The following is a 14,214-nucleotide window of genomic DNA, read 5'->3' as shown; positions in this document are numbered from 1 at the left end:
GACAGACGTCAGAAGGGAGGCCAGGATTCCAGGGCGGCGTTGGCCATGTTCTGGAGTTCGTCGCGACCGATACCGCTTGCGGCCTGCACGGCGATACCGAAGGCCAGGGTGCTGACATACCGGCCCAGTAGCCCGGCGTCGGCCGTGGGGGGCAGGTCGCCCTCGTCGACGGCCTGCTGGAACCGCTCACGCAGGCGGCTGCAACCGTCGTCGCGCCATGCCGCGAGGAGGTCGCGGACGCTGCTGCCGGAGGCGCTGGTGGCCAGAGCGCCCTGCACCCCCAGGCACCCGTGGGGTCGGGCCGGCCGCGTGGTGGTGCGCACGACGCCACTCAGAACGGCGGTCGCGACGCCGCGTGCGGTCGGCTCTTCCACAGCCCGGGTCAGGTAGGCGCTCGGGCCTTCGGTGTAGCGCTCCAGGGCCTTGCGGAACAGTTCCTCCTTGTTGCCGAAGGCTGTGTACATGCTGGTGGTGGAGATCCCCATCGCCTTGGTCAAGCCGGTCAGACTGGCGCCCTCGTAGCCGTGCTCCCAGAAGAAAAGCATGGCCCGTTCGAGCGCCGCCTCGGTGTCGAATGCTCGGGGCCGGCCGATGGGGCCGCTCTGTTTGGTCGCCACATCACGCACTCTACCCCTTCCCAAGTGATCGATGCGGAACTTTCCGCATCGATCGCTCCGGAAGTGCTATGGTCCCGAGAATCGCATCGATCGATGCGGAAATGCGGCGGTCGCCCCGCAGGTGACAGCTCACACCGACGCCGGTCCGGGCGACGGCCGTCGCCCCGCCGGAAGTTGAGGGAAGGGCTATGACCGTAATCGGCATCATCGGTGCGGGCGAGGTCGGCAGCACGCTCGCGCGTGCGGCGATCGGGCAGGGCTACGAGGTCGTCATCGCCAATTCTCGCGGCCCGCAGACCCTGGCCCGGCTCATCGCCCGACTCGGCCCCTCGGTGCACGCCGCGACCGCCGCCGATGCCGCCGCCGCGGCCGATTTCGCCATCGTGGCGGCGCCTCTCAAGCTGGCCGACGACATGCCCGTGGAGCAACTCGCGGGAAAGACCGTGCTGGACACGAACAACTACATGCCCTGGCGCGACGGCCACTTCCCCGTCGTCGACTCGGGCGAGAAGACCGTGCACGAACTGCGCCAGGAGCAGCTCCCCACCTCCAAGGTGGCGAAAGCGTTCACACACATCCAGGCTCCACGGTTCTTCGCCTCGGGCAGCCCGGCAGGCGCGCCCGGACGCCACGCACTGTCGGCCTCGAGCGACTTTCCCGAGGCCGTGGAGCTGGTGACGCGCCTGTACGACGAGTTCGGTTTCGATACCGTCGACAACAGCCCGTTGAGCGAGTCCTGGCGCAGCGGCCCCGGCCAGCCGGCCTGGAACGCGCACCTGCACCAAACGCGTGAAGAACTGGCCGCCCATCTCGCCCAGGCGCGCCCGATCGTCATCGTCTGACCTGGCCCAGCCGCTACGCGGCGGCGCCTGGCCGCACACCCCCCGAACCCCTTCTGTGTCGAATCGGCACGGGAGCATCACCGTCCACATTCCGTAGTGATTGATGCGGAAATCGAGAGGAAACGATCACCGTGGGACCACTTGCAGGAAAGACCGCCCTCGTCACCGGCGGTGGCACCGGTATCGGCCTTGCCAGCGCCAAGCGGCTGGCCGCGGAAGGCGCGCACGTGTTCATCACCGGCCGACGCGGGGCCGAGCTCGACGCGGCAGTCGAAGCGATCGGCTCGACGATGTCCACGGCGGTGGCGGGCGACATCGCGAATCTGGCCGACCTGGATCGCCTCTACGAGGTGATCCGCAACCGGGGCAAGGGACTTGACGTGCTGTTCGCGAACGCCTCCGCCGCCGAGTTCATGCCGCTGGCGGACATCACCGAAGAGCACTTCGACACCTACTTCGGCATCAATGTCCGCGGCACGCTGTTCACCGTCCAGAAGGCTCTGCCGGTCCTCACCGACGGGGCCTCGGTCATCCTCAACGGGTCCACCAACGCTGACTCCGGTGCGCCGGCGTTCGGTGTGTACGCGGCGTCCAAGGCGTCCACCCGATCGTTTGCCAGGACCTGGGCCAACGAGCTCAAGGAGCGCGGTATCCGGGTCAACAGCATCGCCCCGGGCCCGACCGAGACGCCCGGGCTGTCAGGGCTGCAGGCCGACGCAGAACACGCCGCGGAGTTCAAGCGGTACCTGGCCAGTCAAGTGCCGTTGGGGAGGCTGGCCCGCCCTGATGAGATCGCTGCCGCCGTGCTCTTCCTCGCCTCCGACCAGAGCAGCTTCATCACCGGTTCGAACCTGTACGTCGACGGTGGCCTGAACCAGATCTGACCGGACACCAGGTCCACCAGCTCTACAGGGTTGCTGCCGCAGGTGACGGCGTGGAGTCCGCTTCCACCCCGGGGTGACCGGCCCGGACGTGGAGGGCGGGTACGGCGTCCGGGGCCACCTGGCGTAGACGTCGGTGACGAGCGTCAGCCAGTATGCCTCGGCCGGGTGTCGGGCAGGGGCTTGGCCGGCAGCGCCCGCGCAGAGCTGGCTGCGGCCCGGCCGGCCCTCGCGTTGTCCAGGGCGGTGGCGATCCAGTGCGCCTCGGCCGCCGGATCGGGGTCGAGGTCGTTCCCGGTCAGCCGCTGGGCGCAGGGCAAGAGCTGCGGCGTGGCGAAGTGGCGCAGCTTCTCGATTCCCTCCGCGATCTCGTGGACCCGCTGGTCGAGGCGCAGCCTCAGCGGACCCCAGACCCGGAGGTCTGCCGGCGCCGCGCTCCGGCAGACTGCGGGATGAGGTGCGGGAACTGCTGCCTGAGGTCCGCCCACAGCGGATAGGGCTTCCGACGCATGCGCCCTGTGGTCCACCGGTCGGTGAGTGCGGCAGTGCAGGGGATCGCTGCTCCGGCGGCCCACAGGAACGCCACCGTGAGCGTCACAGTGTCCGCGACCGTGCGCATGGTGACGCTCGCGGTGGCGGACCATGAGGTTCCTGCCGACCGGGGCGAGAACCACCACTTCCGCCGCACCGGTTCGTGCGGCTGACCGTTGATCCGGGGGTGGGCTCCAGCGGGCCGTGTTCCCTTCAGGTACCCGCAGCCGCCCGTCTTCCTCTGGACCTCGGTGGTCCCCGCACATCGCCAAGAGGGTGCGGACAGCGCCCTCGTACGCTCTGACCTGTCCCAGCCTGCCGTTGCGTCATGGTTTTCAATGGAGTTCGCGACGTGACCGCGTCGGAGCACCGGACGGTGGGGGAGATTTCGATCATGGCGTGGAGCACTCGGGAGATGGCGGAGTTGGCCGGCGTCAGCCTCCGGGCCGTACGGCACTACCACGACATCGGCCTGATCGAGGAGCCGGAGCGCCGCTCCAACGGCTACAAACAGTACGGCGTCAGTCATCTTGTCCGGCTCCTCCGGATCAAGCGCCTCACCGCTCTGGGCTTCTCCCTCTCCCAGATCGCGGACATGGACGACGAGCCGGATTCGGGTCCCGATCCGCGTGACCTGCGGGCTCTTGACGCTGAGCTGGCCGCCACCATCGAACGTCTGCAACACGCACGTGGCGAGGTGGGCACCCTCCTGCGGGGACGAGCCGCGAGCGATCTTCCCCTCCGCTTCGCCTCTGTGGACAAGACGGCCGAGCTTCCTGACCCGGACCGCTCCTTCGTCACCGTCCTCGGTACGGTCCTCGGGCCCAGTGGGACGGATGCCTATGCCGACCTGCTCCAGCAGGAGCCGCAGCCTGTGGCACGTGAACTCAACGAGCTTCCCGCCGATGCCGACGAGCTGACCCGGCAGAGTCTCGCCGAGCGCCTCGTGCCTTACGTCCTGGGTCTACGGTCCCGCCATCCCGGGCTCAGCGAGCTGGCTTCAGACGCCCCGAGGGGTCGACAGCACACCGCCCGCACCATCGGCAAAGCCATCAGCGATCTCTACAATCCAGCCCAGGTGGACGTCATGAAGCGGCTGGACGGGCTCCTGTCCGATGCGGATGCCCCACGGTGACCGCTCTCAGAGGACCGCTTCGTGACTCGGTGAGTGCGGCCCAGTGCGCGCCTGATGGTGTGACGAGTGCACGAAGAAGTCGTCGTCACTGCCACTACCACCTGGACATCAGCGCACCGTGGTCGGTGTGGTCCACCGCCGCACGTGCCTCGCTTCTTCAGGCCGGTACGACGCTACCGGACGGCACAGACGCGGTGTGCGCCTGCCCGGCGCCGCCCTCACTGCTGGGCGCCGTCGGTCTCGCTCCCTGCGGTGTCGTCCTCGACGAGGATGCCGTGAACGCGTCGCAGCACGTCGAGGTGCGCGCGGTTGTAGAACTCGACCAGTGCGTGCACGACGACCGAGTCCGCAAGCGCCCTTTCCCGGTGCGAGGCCAGCCCGAGGTCGGCCAGAGCAGGGTGGGCCCGGTGCTGCTGGCGGACCTCGGGCGCCATCTGCTCGGCCAGCCGCTGCCGCACCTCGTCGGGAGCGTCCTCCTTGAGCGCCGCGAACTCCGCCTCAAGGCCGCCGCGAGGTCCCGAAAGCTGTTCTTGGACGGCGGCAATCGCTTCGGGCGAGAGGATGCTGGAGTAGGCCACCAGCAGGGATCGCTGGGTTTCGGGCAGGTCGTCGGCAAGCGTCCTGAAGTCCGGGGGCATGTCGAGCGCGGCCCGATTGTCCATGATGGCCGCCAGGTCCCGCCGCATCCGCTGCCGGCGCTCGATGTCCGCGGCGAGTTCGGCGTCCAGGTCCCGAAGGATCTGCCGTGCCCTCTCATCACCGCTCTCGACCGCGGGGACATCTGCGAGGGCCACGCCGAGGCCGGTCAGTCTGCGGATACGCAGCAGGCGCACCAGATGGCCGACGCCATAGCGCTTGTAGCCGTTGGACGCCCGTTCCGGCTCGTCCAGCAGGCCGATCTCGTGGTAGTGCCGGACGGCCTTGGCCGTCGTCCCCGCGAGTTCCGCCAGCCGACGGGTACTCCACGCCATCAGGAGCCCCCTCTGCAGGATCGTGCCCTGCGGCCATTGAAAACCCTGCCCCTGGGGCACGGTCAACTCCGTTCGGTGCCGGCTCGCCGCCGGTTGACCGTGCCCCAGGGGCAGAGAGTGGGATGGTCGCGACCACGCCCCACGCACCGGTATGCGGAGACTGGACATGAAACGACGAAGCAGTGTCGGCCGAAACCTGGCCCTCCTGGCGGTCATCGGCCTGGGCGCGCCACTGATCACTGTGCCCGCCGCCGCCGAGGAGACGGAAACGCCTCAGGTGAAGTGGGGACAGTGCCCCGACGACGTCGGGGCGGAAGCCGCTCCGACCGTGCTGCAGTGCGCCACCGTGCGCGTGCCGTTGGACTATGCCGAGCCGGAAGGCGAGCAGATCGAGCTCACCGTCTCCCGGCTGGCCGCCACCGACCCGGACAAGAGGCGCGGCGTCCTCATGCTCAACCCGGGCGGTCCCGGCGGATCCGGACTGGCGCTGTCCGCGCTGCTGGTGGCCCAGGGCCTGCCCAGCAGCGTCACCGACCGCTACGACCTGATCGGCATGGACACCCGCGGGATCGGTCATTCCACTCCGGTCAGCTGCGGTTTCACCACAGACAGCCCCTACTACTCCAACATCCCGCCCTACGCGGTCGATGACGCCGCGGTCACCGCGCAGGCGAAAGTCGCTGAGAAGGCAGCCGAGCAGTGCGCGGACAACGACGACGATGGGCGGCTGCGCCACCTCACCACCGCGAACACCGCCCGCGACCTGGACCGGATCCGGGCCGCGCTCGGCGAGGAGAGAACCAGCTACCTGGGCTACTCGTACGGCACGGCCCTCGGCGCCGCCTACGCGTCGATGTTCCCCGAGCGTTCCGACCGGATCGTGCTCGACAGCAACATCGGAGACACCCACCTCGACCGCGACGGCATGCGCCGCTACGCGCTCGGCATGGAGCAGACCCTGCCGGACTTCGCGAAGTGGGCCGCCAGTCGGCACGACAGCTACGGCCTGGGCCGCACACCCGGGCAGGTACGGGCGTCCTACCTCGCCATCGCCAGCAGGCTCGACAAGGCTCCGGTCGCGGGGATCGACGGCGGCCTCTTCCGGCTCCTGACCTTCGGCCACCTGTTCAAGCAGACGCAGTACCCCCAGCTCGCACAGACCTGGCAGGCGTTGCGCGATGGCGACGAGGCCGCGGCCCGCGGTCTGGCGGCCGCCACCGAGGAAGCGGCGGACGGCGCGCTGTCGCCGACCGACAACGCCCTGACCGTGTTCCTCGCCGTCGCCTGTAACGACGCCGAGTGGCCCGAGGACATCAACACCTACCGGCAAGGCGTCGCCGAGGACCGCGCACGCTACCCGCTGTACGGCGCCGCCACCGCCAACATCACCCCCTGCGCCTTCTGGCCGCACGCCCCCGCTGAACCGCCCGTGGAGGTCGAGGCCGAAGGCCCGCGCAACGTGCTGCTCCTACAGAACCGGCGGGACGCGTCGACCCCGCACCTGGGAGGGAAGATGCTGCGCGAGAAGTTCGGCGACCGCGCCCGGCTGATCAGCGTCGACGACAGCGGGCACGGTGTCTACGTCCTGGGCCGGAACTCCTGCGCGTTGAACACCACCACGCGCTACCTCGTCGAAGGCGAGATGCCCGCGAAGGACACGTCCTGCCCAGCGGATTGACCTCCGCCCCCCGGGTCTGACCGGCGATTGATCACAGGGCGCTGCGCCCCGAGAGCCTCTGGAGGGAGACGTACACGTCGGCGTAGCGGTCGAGCACCGCTCGCGTGCTGGTGTCAGGCGGCGGCGCGCGTACCGGGGGAGTCGGCGGCGGGGTTCCAAGCCAGAGCAGACGCAGGACGGGCGACGGGGCTGACTGCCGAAGTGGCGCTGTGCGAGGTCACCAGCGGTCCGCGATATCAGCAGTACGCCCTTCCGACGCGGTTTCAGGGCCGGTGGGCGGTGTAGCAGCGCATTCGGGCCCCCTGCCGATGACGCCGGGGCCCGAACGCGTTTCGCTGAGCGGGCCTTGCGGTGGTCCGGGCGCCCCTCGCTGAACAAGGCCAGCGCGAGATGAGGGGCGAGCGCACCTGCGTGCCGGCCGGGCGAGTGCTACGACCAGGCCGAAGGCGTCGTCATCTCGAACCGACACGCTCCCGGCCCAGCCACCGCGCCGGGTTTTTCGGCAGCAGCCCTGCCCGCCGCCACGACGCAAGCGGCTTCGCCGGACTGCGCCCCGGTCACACCGAATACTCACGCAGGACACCCCCGCTTCTCAGTCCTTCCTCATCTGCCGTTGGTTGCCTGTCCGTGGCCGTCGGAGTGCGACGGACGAGCGAGGAGGCGGATGGTGTTCCTGTCGAAAGGGGCGGAGCCGGAAGGCGGGCGTGAGGAGCGCGGGGGAGCCGCGCATGTGGCGAGCCGGCTGCACGCGTTCAACCGGTTCGAGCTGAAGTACCTGGTCCCGGTGGAGCGGGCGGCCGAGATCCGCGACGAACTGGCGGAGCGGATGGACCGCGACCCGCACAGCCCGGTCGGCGGGTACGGGGTGTGGAGCGTCTACTACGACACGCCCCAGCTGCGGTTCTACTGGGAGAAGATCGAGGGGCTGAAGTTCCGCCGCAAGCTGCGCATCCGCCACTACGGCGAGCTGGACGGGATCACGGACGCGTCGCCGGTCTGCGTGGAGATCAAGCAACGGGTCGACCGTGTCACCCAGAAGCGGCGCATCACCCTCCCCTACGGCGTGGCCAGGCGGCTGTGCGACGGCCGGGAGCTGGTGCCGCACTCGGCGAAGGAGCGCGCCTTCGTCGAGGAGGTGCTGGAGCTGATCGTGCGGCTCAACCTGAGGCCCGCCGCGATCACCGGCTACCAGCGGGAGGCCCTGGTCGGCCGCGACGCCGACACCGGGCTGCGGGTCACCCTCGACCGGCGGGTGCGCGGCCGGGACCGGGACTTCCACCTCGGTACCCCGGCGCCGGAGAACCGGTTCACCGTCCCGCCGCACCTGGCGGTCATGGAGATCAAGGTCAACGAGCGCACCCCGTACTGGATCACCGACCTGGCCGCGCGGCGCAACCTCAACCTCGTCCGGGTCTCCAAGTACGTGCAGTCCGTCGAGGCGTTCGGTCTCGCACCCCGCTCGGTCTTCCACATCGACGAGGCGGACTACCCGCCGCCCACCCACGGACAGCAGCCGGCGCAGGACGCGCCCACGAAGGTAGGAGCACAGTGAATCTCGATCTCGATCTGCAGGAGCTGAGCGGGACGTTCAGCGTCGCCGACGTCGTGGCGGCGATGGCGTTGTCGTTCATCCTGTCCACGGTCATCGGGTACGTGTACCGGTACACCCACCGCAACGTCTCCTACAGCCAGTCCTACGTGCAGACCCTGGTCATCGTCGGCATGGTGGTCGCGCTGATCATGCTGGTGGTCGGCTCGAACCTGGCGCGGGCCTTCTCGCTGGTCGGGGCCCTGTCGGTGATCCGGTTCCGGAACGCCATCAAGGAGACCCGGGACGTCGGCTTCGTCTTCCTCGCGATGGCGATCGGCATGGCCTGCGGTGCCCGCTTCTACACGCTGGCCGCGGTCGGCGCCGTCGTCATCTGCGTCGTCGTCGTCCTCATGCACAAGTTCGACTGGTTCGCCCTCGACGTCCAGCGCCAGGTGGTCAAGGTCCAGGTCCCGGCCGGCGAGGACCACACGCCGCAGATCCGCGACGTGCTGATCACGTACACCAGCGAGTTCGAGCTGGTCAGCACCGAGACCATCCGGGGTGGCGCGCTGAACGAGGTCTTCTACACGGTGCGGCTCAAGAAGGGCACCGAACCCGGTGCACTCGTGAGCGCGCTCCAGGCCCGGACCTCGGGGCAGCGGGTGACGGTGCTGACCGGTTACGACAGCACGGACCTCTGATGCCCGGCACCTCCACCACGGGCGGGCGGAGGCGGCGGCTGCGGGACCGGCTCCCCGTGCGGCTGCGCCACCACTGGAAGCCCGTCGCGACCCTGGGCGTCGGCCTCGTCACGATGGTCGCCTTCTTCGGTGACGTACGGATCTCCCCGTACGTGACCTCCACCTCCCGGGTGGAGGCGGACGCCATCACCGACAACGTCACCGGCACGGTCGGCCTGTACGACACCTCGGTCTCGCACACCGTCCGACTGACCTATCAGCAGACCGACTTCGACAAGATGATGAAGGAGTTCGAGGAGGACGGGAACAAGGAGTACATCAAGGCCGACCTCGTCGTCGACGGGGTGTACCTCCACGACGTCGGCCTCCGCCTCAAGGGCAACTCGACACTGAGGTCCCTGCGCGGCGACCAGGGCGAGCAGGGCGGCGCCGAGGCCCGCCAGGGTGCCCAGGCCGACCGGGGTGGACCGCGTGGCGGCGGGATGGTGCAGTACGACCTCTCGGCGAAGAAGCCCGAGGAACTGCCCTGGCTGGTCAAGATCGACGAGTACGTCGAGGGCCGGGCCTACCAGGGAGAGCGGGAGATCTCGCTCCGCCCGGGCAGCAACGGCCAGGTCCCCCTCAACGAGGCGCTGTCGCTGTCGCTCACCGACTCCAGCGGACAACAGGCCGAGCGGTACGCCTTCACCCGCGTCGAGGTGAACGACCGGCCCGCCGCGACGCGGCTGATGGTCGAGAACCCCGACACCGACTACGGCGACGAGACCGTGGACGGCAACGCCGTGCTGTACAAGGCCAGGGCCGGCAGCAGCTTCGCCTACCAGGGGGACGACCCCTCCGCGTACGAGAGTTCCTTCAAGCAGCTCAACAAGAGGGGCAGTCAGGACCTCGAACCGGTCATGAGGCTCATCAAGTGGGTCGAGAACGCCTCCGACGAGGAGTTCGCCCGCGACCTCGACACCTACGTCGACGTCGAGTCGCTGGCCGCCTACGTGGCCACCCAGAACCTGCTGCTGAACTTCGACGACATGGCCGGCCCCGGCAAGAACTACCTGCTCCGCTACGACCTGGACACCAAGAAGTTCTCCGTGCTGGGCTGGGACTACAACCTGACCTTCAGCGGTGACGCGACAGCCGGGCCGGACGACACGACCGGCACGGGCGGCGGGCTGCCCGGCGGTCCGCAGGACGGGGACACGCAGGGTGGGGACACGCAGGGCGAGCCGGCGGACGGCCAGGCGCCCGACGCGCCGGCGGACCGACCCGAAGGCATGCCCGAGGGGGGACCGCCCGGCGGTGACGAGGGCGAGGGCATGCCGCAAGGCGGGCCCGGTGGCGCCGGCGGAGAGGGGATGCCGCAAGGCGGGCCCGGCGGTGAGGGCCAGGAACGCGGCCCCGGGGGAGGGGCGGCGGAGCATCCGCTCAAGACCAGGTTCCTGGAGGCGGACGCCTTCGACGACGTCTACCTGAGCGCGTACCAGCAGCTCTACGAGCAGTTCTACGCCTCCAGAACGGCCGCGGAGGAGGTGAAGGCCATCGCCGGGCAGGCGCGGGCGGCGGGTGCCGGGTCCGAGGAGCTGGACACCGCGGTCTCGCGGCTCACCAGGACCGTCACCGACCGGGCCGCGGCGCTCGCCGAGGACGAGCAGGTCACCGGCTGAGAGGCTCGGAGTCCCCCGGCTCCGCGGGCCGCGCCGCCTCGAACAGGTCGAGCTGGCCGTCGCCCGCCGGCCCCGTCTCGAAGAGGAGCGGCTGCTCCCCGTCAGGCGGGGCCTGGCGGAGGCTGCCGGTGCAGCTGATCAGGAAGCCGGGGGTGCCGGTGTGGTCCGGGGGGTCGTGGCGGGCGAACCTGCCGCCCGGGGTGGCGACGGAGCGGTGGCAGACCGGGCAGGTCTGGCGCGGGTGGCGGTAGGACATGTGCCCAGGATGCCGCGTACCGGTGACAGCCTGCCGACTCGCCCCGGCGGACGGGCCGACTCCGCCCGCCGGCAGGTTGACGCCTCACCAACGCCCCCCGCACCGTTCCGGGAGTCCTTGGGTCTTTCCGCCTCCGGCTCGTCCCGCAGGAGTGCCGAGTCGGCACGTCCTCCAGAGCACGCCGGCGCGGGGCAGGCGCAGGCCGGGACCTTCGCCCCTGGAAGCCCTGTCCGGCCTGGCCTACCGTGGAAACCGGGAGGCGATGACGATGACCCCGAGCCCGCAAGCCACCGAAGCCGCCGCCGCGGTCACCCAGGAGCGACTGGAGGAGATGGTGCGGGACGCCTGCGCCGCGCCCTCCATGCACAACGCCCAGCCGTGGGCGTACGTCTTCCACCGGCGCTCCGGTGTCCTGGAGCTGCTGGCCGACACTGCCCGGACCCTCCCCGAGGAGGACCCGCACCGCCGTGCCCTGCACCTCGGCTGCGGCGCCGCCCTCTTCAACCTCCGGGTCGCCGCCGCCCGCGCCGGGCTGCACGCCTGGGTCTCGCCGCTGCCGCCCGCCACCGACGGTGACGTGCTCGCCGCCGTACGGCTGCGGGCCGGCGAGGTCGAACGCGAGGCCGCGACCCTCCACGAGGCCGTCGCCGAGCGCCACACCAACCGGCAGCCCTACGCGCAGACCCGCATCCCCGAGGTGGTCCGCGAGCAGCTTGAGCGCGCCGCCACCACCGAGCGGGCCCGGCTGGTCTTCCCCGAGGGCTGGCACTACCGGATGGTCCTCGACGTCCTCGCCGACGCCGAGGCCGGCAAGACACCCGGCCACCGCGCCGAGGAGGAGGCGTGGCTGCGCGCCGACGACCAAGCGCCCGACGGCATCCCCCGCACCGCGACGGGCCCCCGGATGCGGGAGGGCGAAGCCTCGGTACGGGAGTTCGGGGAGCACCCCGACGGGCCGTGGGCCGACTTCGAGCGGGAACCGCAACTCGCCCTGCTCCTCACCCAGCGGGACGAGCCGGCCGACTGGCTCGCCGCCGGACAGGCGCTCCAGCGCGTCCTGCTCACCGCGACCCGCGCCGGGCTCAGCGCCGCCCCCGTCACCCGGGCCCTGGAGCAGCCCTCCCTGCGCTGGCTGCTGCGAGACCCGGCCGAGGGCCCCGGCCACGTCCAGATGGTGCTGCGGATGGGATACGGCCCGGCGGTGCCCGTGCGCACCGGCCGCCGTGCCCTCGACGAGGTGCTCACCGTCCGCGACTGAGGCGGCCCGGCCGTCGGCGGCCCGGACCCCTGTCCCCGGGGGCCCGAGCCGTTCGCACACCCGTGCACGAGGGAAGGGGAGCGGTCGGCGGCGGGCGCCGCCCCGGTGGCGGAGCTGGGCGGTCAGTCCGCGCGCAGGACGCCGCGCAGCGCGTCCAGGACGGCCGGGTCCTCGATGGTGGAGGGGACCGGCTCGTCACGGCCGTCGGCCAGGGAGCGCATCGTCTTGCGGAGGATCTTGCCCGAGCGGGTCTTGGGCAGGGCGGGGACGAGGTCGACCCGGCGGAAGGCGGCCACCGCACCGATCTCCTCGCGCACCCGCGCCACCAGCTCGGCCGCCAGCCGCTCCGGGTCCTGGCCGGCGCCGGCCTTCGGCACCACCAGGCCGCGCGGCAGCTGCCCCTTGAGCGGGTCGGCGGCGCCGATCACCGCGCACTCGGCGACCTCCGGGTGCCCGGCGAGGACCGCCTCGATGGCGCCGGTCGACAGCCGGTGCCCGGCCACGTTGATCACGTCGTCGGTCCGGCCCATCACGAAGAGGTAGCCGTCCTCGTCGAGGTAGCCCCCGTCGCCGGTCAGGTAGTACCCGGGGAAGGCGGAGAGGTACGAGGACACGTACCGGTCGTCGTCGCCCCACACCGTGGGCAGCGTCCCCGGCGGCAGCGGCAGCCGGATGGCGATGGCGCCCTCCTCGCCGGCCGCGCACTGATCGCCGTCGGCCCGCAGCACCCGCACGTCGTAGCCGGGGACGGGCACCGTCGGTGAGCCCGGTTTCAGCGGCAGCGGCTCCAGTCCCATCGGGGCGGCGGCGATCGGCCACCCCGTCTCCGTCTGCCACCAGTGGTCGATCACCGGGACGCCGAGCTTCTCGCCCGCCCAGTGGTAGGTGTCCGGGTCCAGCCGCTCCCCGGCGAGGAAGAGGTGGCGCAGCGAGGAGAGGTCGTACGCGTCGAGGAGGTCGGCCTCCGGGTCGGCCTTGCGGATGGCGCGGAAGGCGGTGGGCGCGGTGAACAGCGTCGAGACCCGGTGGTCCGCGACCACCCGCCAGAACGCGCCCGCGTCCGGGGTGCCGACCGGCTTGCCCTCGTACAGGACGCTGGTGGCGCCGAGCAGCAGCGGGCCGTAGACGATGTAGGAGTGGCCGACCACCCAGCCGACGTCCGAGGCGGTCCAGAAGACGTCGCCCGGGGAGGCGTCGTAGATGTTCCGCATCGACCAGAGCAGGGCCACCGCGTGGCCGCCGTTGTCGCGGACGATGCCCTTGGGACGGCCCGTGGTGCCCGAGGTGTACAGCACGTACAGCGGGTCGGTGGCGGCCACCGGCACCGGGTCGGCGGGCAGCGCGCCGGCCATCAGCTCCGCCCAGTCCAGGTCCCGCCCGGCCACCAGTTCGGCGGCGAGCCGCTCGCGCTGGAGGACCACGCACCGCTCGGGGGCGTGCGCCGCCAGTTCCAGGGCGCGGTCGAGGATCGGGTGGTAGGCGACGACCCGTGACGGCTCGACGCCGCAGGAGGCGGCGACGACCACCTTCGGTCGCACGTCGTCGATCCGCACCGCCAGCTCGGAGGCGGCGAACCCGCCGAACACCACCGAGTGGACGGCGCCCAGCCGCGCGCAGGCCAGCATCGCCACGACGGCCTCGGGAACCATCGGCATGTAGATCACCACCCGGTCGCCCCTCGCCACCCCCAATCCGCGCAGCACCCCGGCGAACCGGGCGGTCTCGTCGAGGAGTTCGGCGTACGTCAGGGTCCGCCGGGACCCGGTCACCGGCGAGTCGTGGATCAGCGCGGGCTGCTCGCCCCGGCCGAGTGCCACGTGCCGGTCCAGGGCGTTGGCGCAGGTGTTCAGCTCGCCGTCGGGGAACCAGCGGTACAGCGGCACCGCGTCCGCGTCCAGCACCCGCTTGGGCTCCCGGGTCCAGCTCACCTCCCGGGCGGCCTCGCCCCAGAAGCGCTCGGGGTCGGTGAGGCTCAGCTCATACGCCTCGCGGTACGTGCTCATCGGGCACCATGGCCTTTCGGGGAGCCCGGCGGACGCCGGGCCGGGCGGTCGAATCGGGCGCGATGGTAGGGGGCGGCGCCGGTCGGGGGAAGATCCTGGACGGCCCTGGTCTGCGTCGACGCCCCGTTCGGGGGGCGGAGGCAGGTGCG

Annotated in this window: 13 protein-coding genes; 8 read left to right on the top strand and 5 right to left on the bottom strand. The window is 71.0% G+C overall.

The genetic code is table 11. From position 1 onward, the window contains the following. Positions 1–8 precede the first annotated feature (8 nt). Entirely contained in the window at positions 9–617 is a 609-nt protein-coding gene (locus tag ACSLIC_RS06170; protein ID WP_436736670.1) for a TetR/AcrR family transcriptional regulator, read from the bottom strand. Between the two features lie 188 nt (positions 618–805). Here ACSLIC_RS06170 and ACSLIC_RS06165 point away from each other — a divergent pair, with 188 nt between their 5' ends. Both ACSLIC_RS06165 and ACSLIC_RS06160 read left to right on the top strand, forming a co-directional pair. Then, positions 806–1,459 carry an NADPH-dependent F420 reductase gene (locus tag ACSLIC_RS06165; RefSeq protein ID WP_436736669.1) on the top strand — a complete coding sequence of 218 codons (654 nt, stop codon included), beginning with the start codon at positions 806–808 and terminating at the stop codon, positions 1,457–1,459. Positions 1,460–1,590: 131 nt separating this feature from the next. Continuing rightward, on the top strand, positions 1,591–2,343 hold the full coding sequence (locus ACSLIC_RS06160; protein ID WP_436736668.1) for an SDR family NAD(P)-dependent oxidoreductase: 753 nt from the start codon (positions 1,591–1,593) through the stop codon (positions 2,341–2,343). Positions 2,344–2,486: 143 nt separating this feature from the next. Here the strand turns inward: ACSLIC_RS06160 and ACSLIC_RS06155 are convergent, their stop codons facing one another. Further along, positions 2,487–2,828 carry a DUF6545 domain-containing protein gene (locus ACSLIC_RS06155; RefSeq protein ID WP_436736667.1) on the bottom strand — a complete coding sequence of 114 codons (342 nt, stop codon included), beginning with the start codon at positions 2,826–2,828 and terminating at the stop codon, positions 2,487–2,489. Positions 2,829–3,265: 437 nt separating this feature from the next. Here ACSLIC_RS06155 and ACSLIC_RS06150 point away from each other — a divergent pair, with 437 nt between their 5' ends. After that, positions 3,266–4,006 carry a MerR family transcriptional regulator gene (locus ACSLIC_RS06150; RefSeq protein WP_436740288.1) on the top strand — a complete coding sequence of 247 codons (741 nt, stop codon included), beginning with the start codon at positions 3,266–3,268 and terminating at the stop codon, positions 4,004–4,006. Positions 4,007–4,224: 218 nt separating this feature from the next. On the opposite strand, the gene ACSLIC_RS06145 is transcribed toward ACSLIC_RS06150, so the two are convergent. Next, positions 4,225–5,037, bottom strand: coding sequence for a MerR family transcriptional regulator (locus ACSLIC_RS06145; RefSeq protein WP_436736666.1), 813 nt, complete (start codon positions 5,035–5,037; stop codon positions 4,225–4,227). Between the two features lie 106 nt (positions 5,038–5,143). On the opposite strand from ACSLIC_RS06145, the gene ACSLIC_RS06140 reads away from it, so the two are divergent. From ACSLIC_RS06140 to ACSLIC_RS06125, 4 genes are all read left to right on the top strand, one after another. Beyond that, positions 5,144–6,655: an alpha/beta hydrolase gene (locus ACSLIC_RS06140; RefSeq protein WP_436736665.1), complete on the top strand. Its 1,512-nt coding sequence runs from the start codon at positions 5,144–5,146 to the stop codon at positions 6,653–6,655. Positions 6,656–7,385: 730 nt separating this feature from the next. Further along, complete coding sequence (locus ACSLIC_RS06135) at positions 7,386–8,207, top strand: polyphosphate polymerase domain-containing protein (RefSeq protein WP_436740287.1); 822 nt, start codon at positions 7,386–7,388, stop codon at positions 8,205–8,207. Further along, positions 8,204–8,887 carry a DUF4956 domain-containing protein gene (locus ACSLIC_RS06130; protein WP_436736664.1) on the top strand — a complete coding sequence of 228 codons (684 nt, stop codon included), beginning with the start codon at positions 8,204–8,206 and terminating at the stop codon, positions 8,885–8,887. Before ACSLIC_RS06135 ends, ACSLIC_RS06130 begins: the two co-directional genes overlap by 4 nt. Further along, positions 8,887–10,548, top strand: a complete 1,662-nt coding sequence (locus ACSLIC_RS06125; RefSeq protein ID WP_436736663.1) for a CotH kinase family protein — start codon at positions 8,887–8,889, stop codon at positions 10,546–10,548. The genes ACSLIC_RS06130 and ACSLIC_RS06125 overlap by 1 nt, the downstream gene beginning before the upstream one ends. Here ACSLIC_RS06125 and ACSLIC_RS06120 read toward each other — a convergent pair. Beyond that, entirely contained in the window at positions 10,538–10,804 is a 267-nt protein-coding gene (locus ACSLIC_RS06120) for a hypothetical protein (protein WP_436736662.1), read from the bottom strand. The genes ACSLIC_RS06125 and ACSLIC_RS06120 overlap by 11 nt on opposite strands. A 268-nt stretch (positions 10,805–11,072) precedes the next feature. Here ACSLIC_RS06120 and ACSLIC_RS06115 point away from each other — a divergent pair, with 268 nt between their 5' ends. Continuing rightward, positions 11,073–12,062 carry an Acg family FMN-binding oxidoreductase gene (locus ACSLIC_RS06115; protein ID WP_436740286.1) on the top strand — a complete coding sequence of 330 codons (990 nt, stop codon included), beginning with the start codon at positions 11,073–11,075 and terminating at the stop codon, positions 12,060–12,062. A 122-nt stretch (positions 12,063–12,184) separates the two neighbouring features. Here ACSLIC_RS06115 and ACSLIC_RS06110 read toward each other — a convergent pair whose 3' ends face one another. Next, positions 12,185–14,065, bottom strand: coding sequence for a propionyl-CoA synthetase (locus ACSLIC_RS06110; protein WP_436736661.1), 1,881 nt, complete (start codon positions 14,063–14,065; stop codon positions 12,185–12,187). Positions 14,066–14,214 lie beyond the last annotated feature (149 nt).

This window comes from Streptomyces sp. BBFR102, assembly GCF_051397025.1.
Lineage (GTDB): Bacteria > Actinomycetota > Actinomycetes > Streptomycetales > Streptomycetaceae > Streptomyces.
Note: the sequence above shows the minus strand (reverse complement) of the source record. Positions and strands in the feature narration are given on the sequence as shown.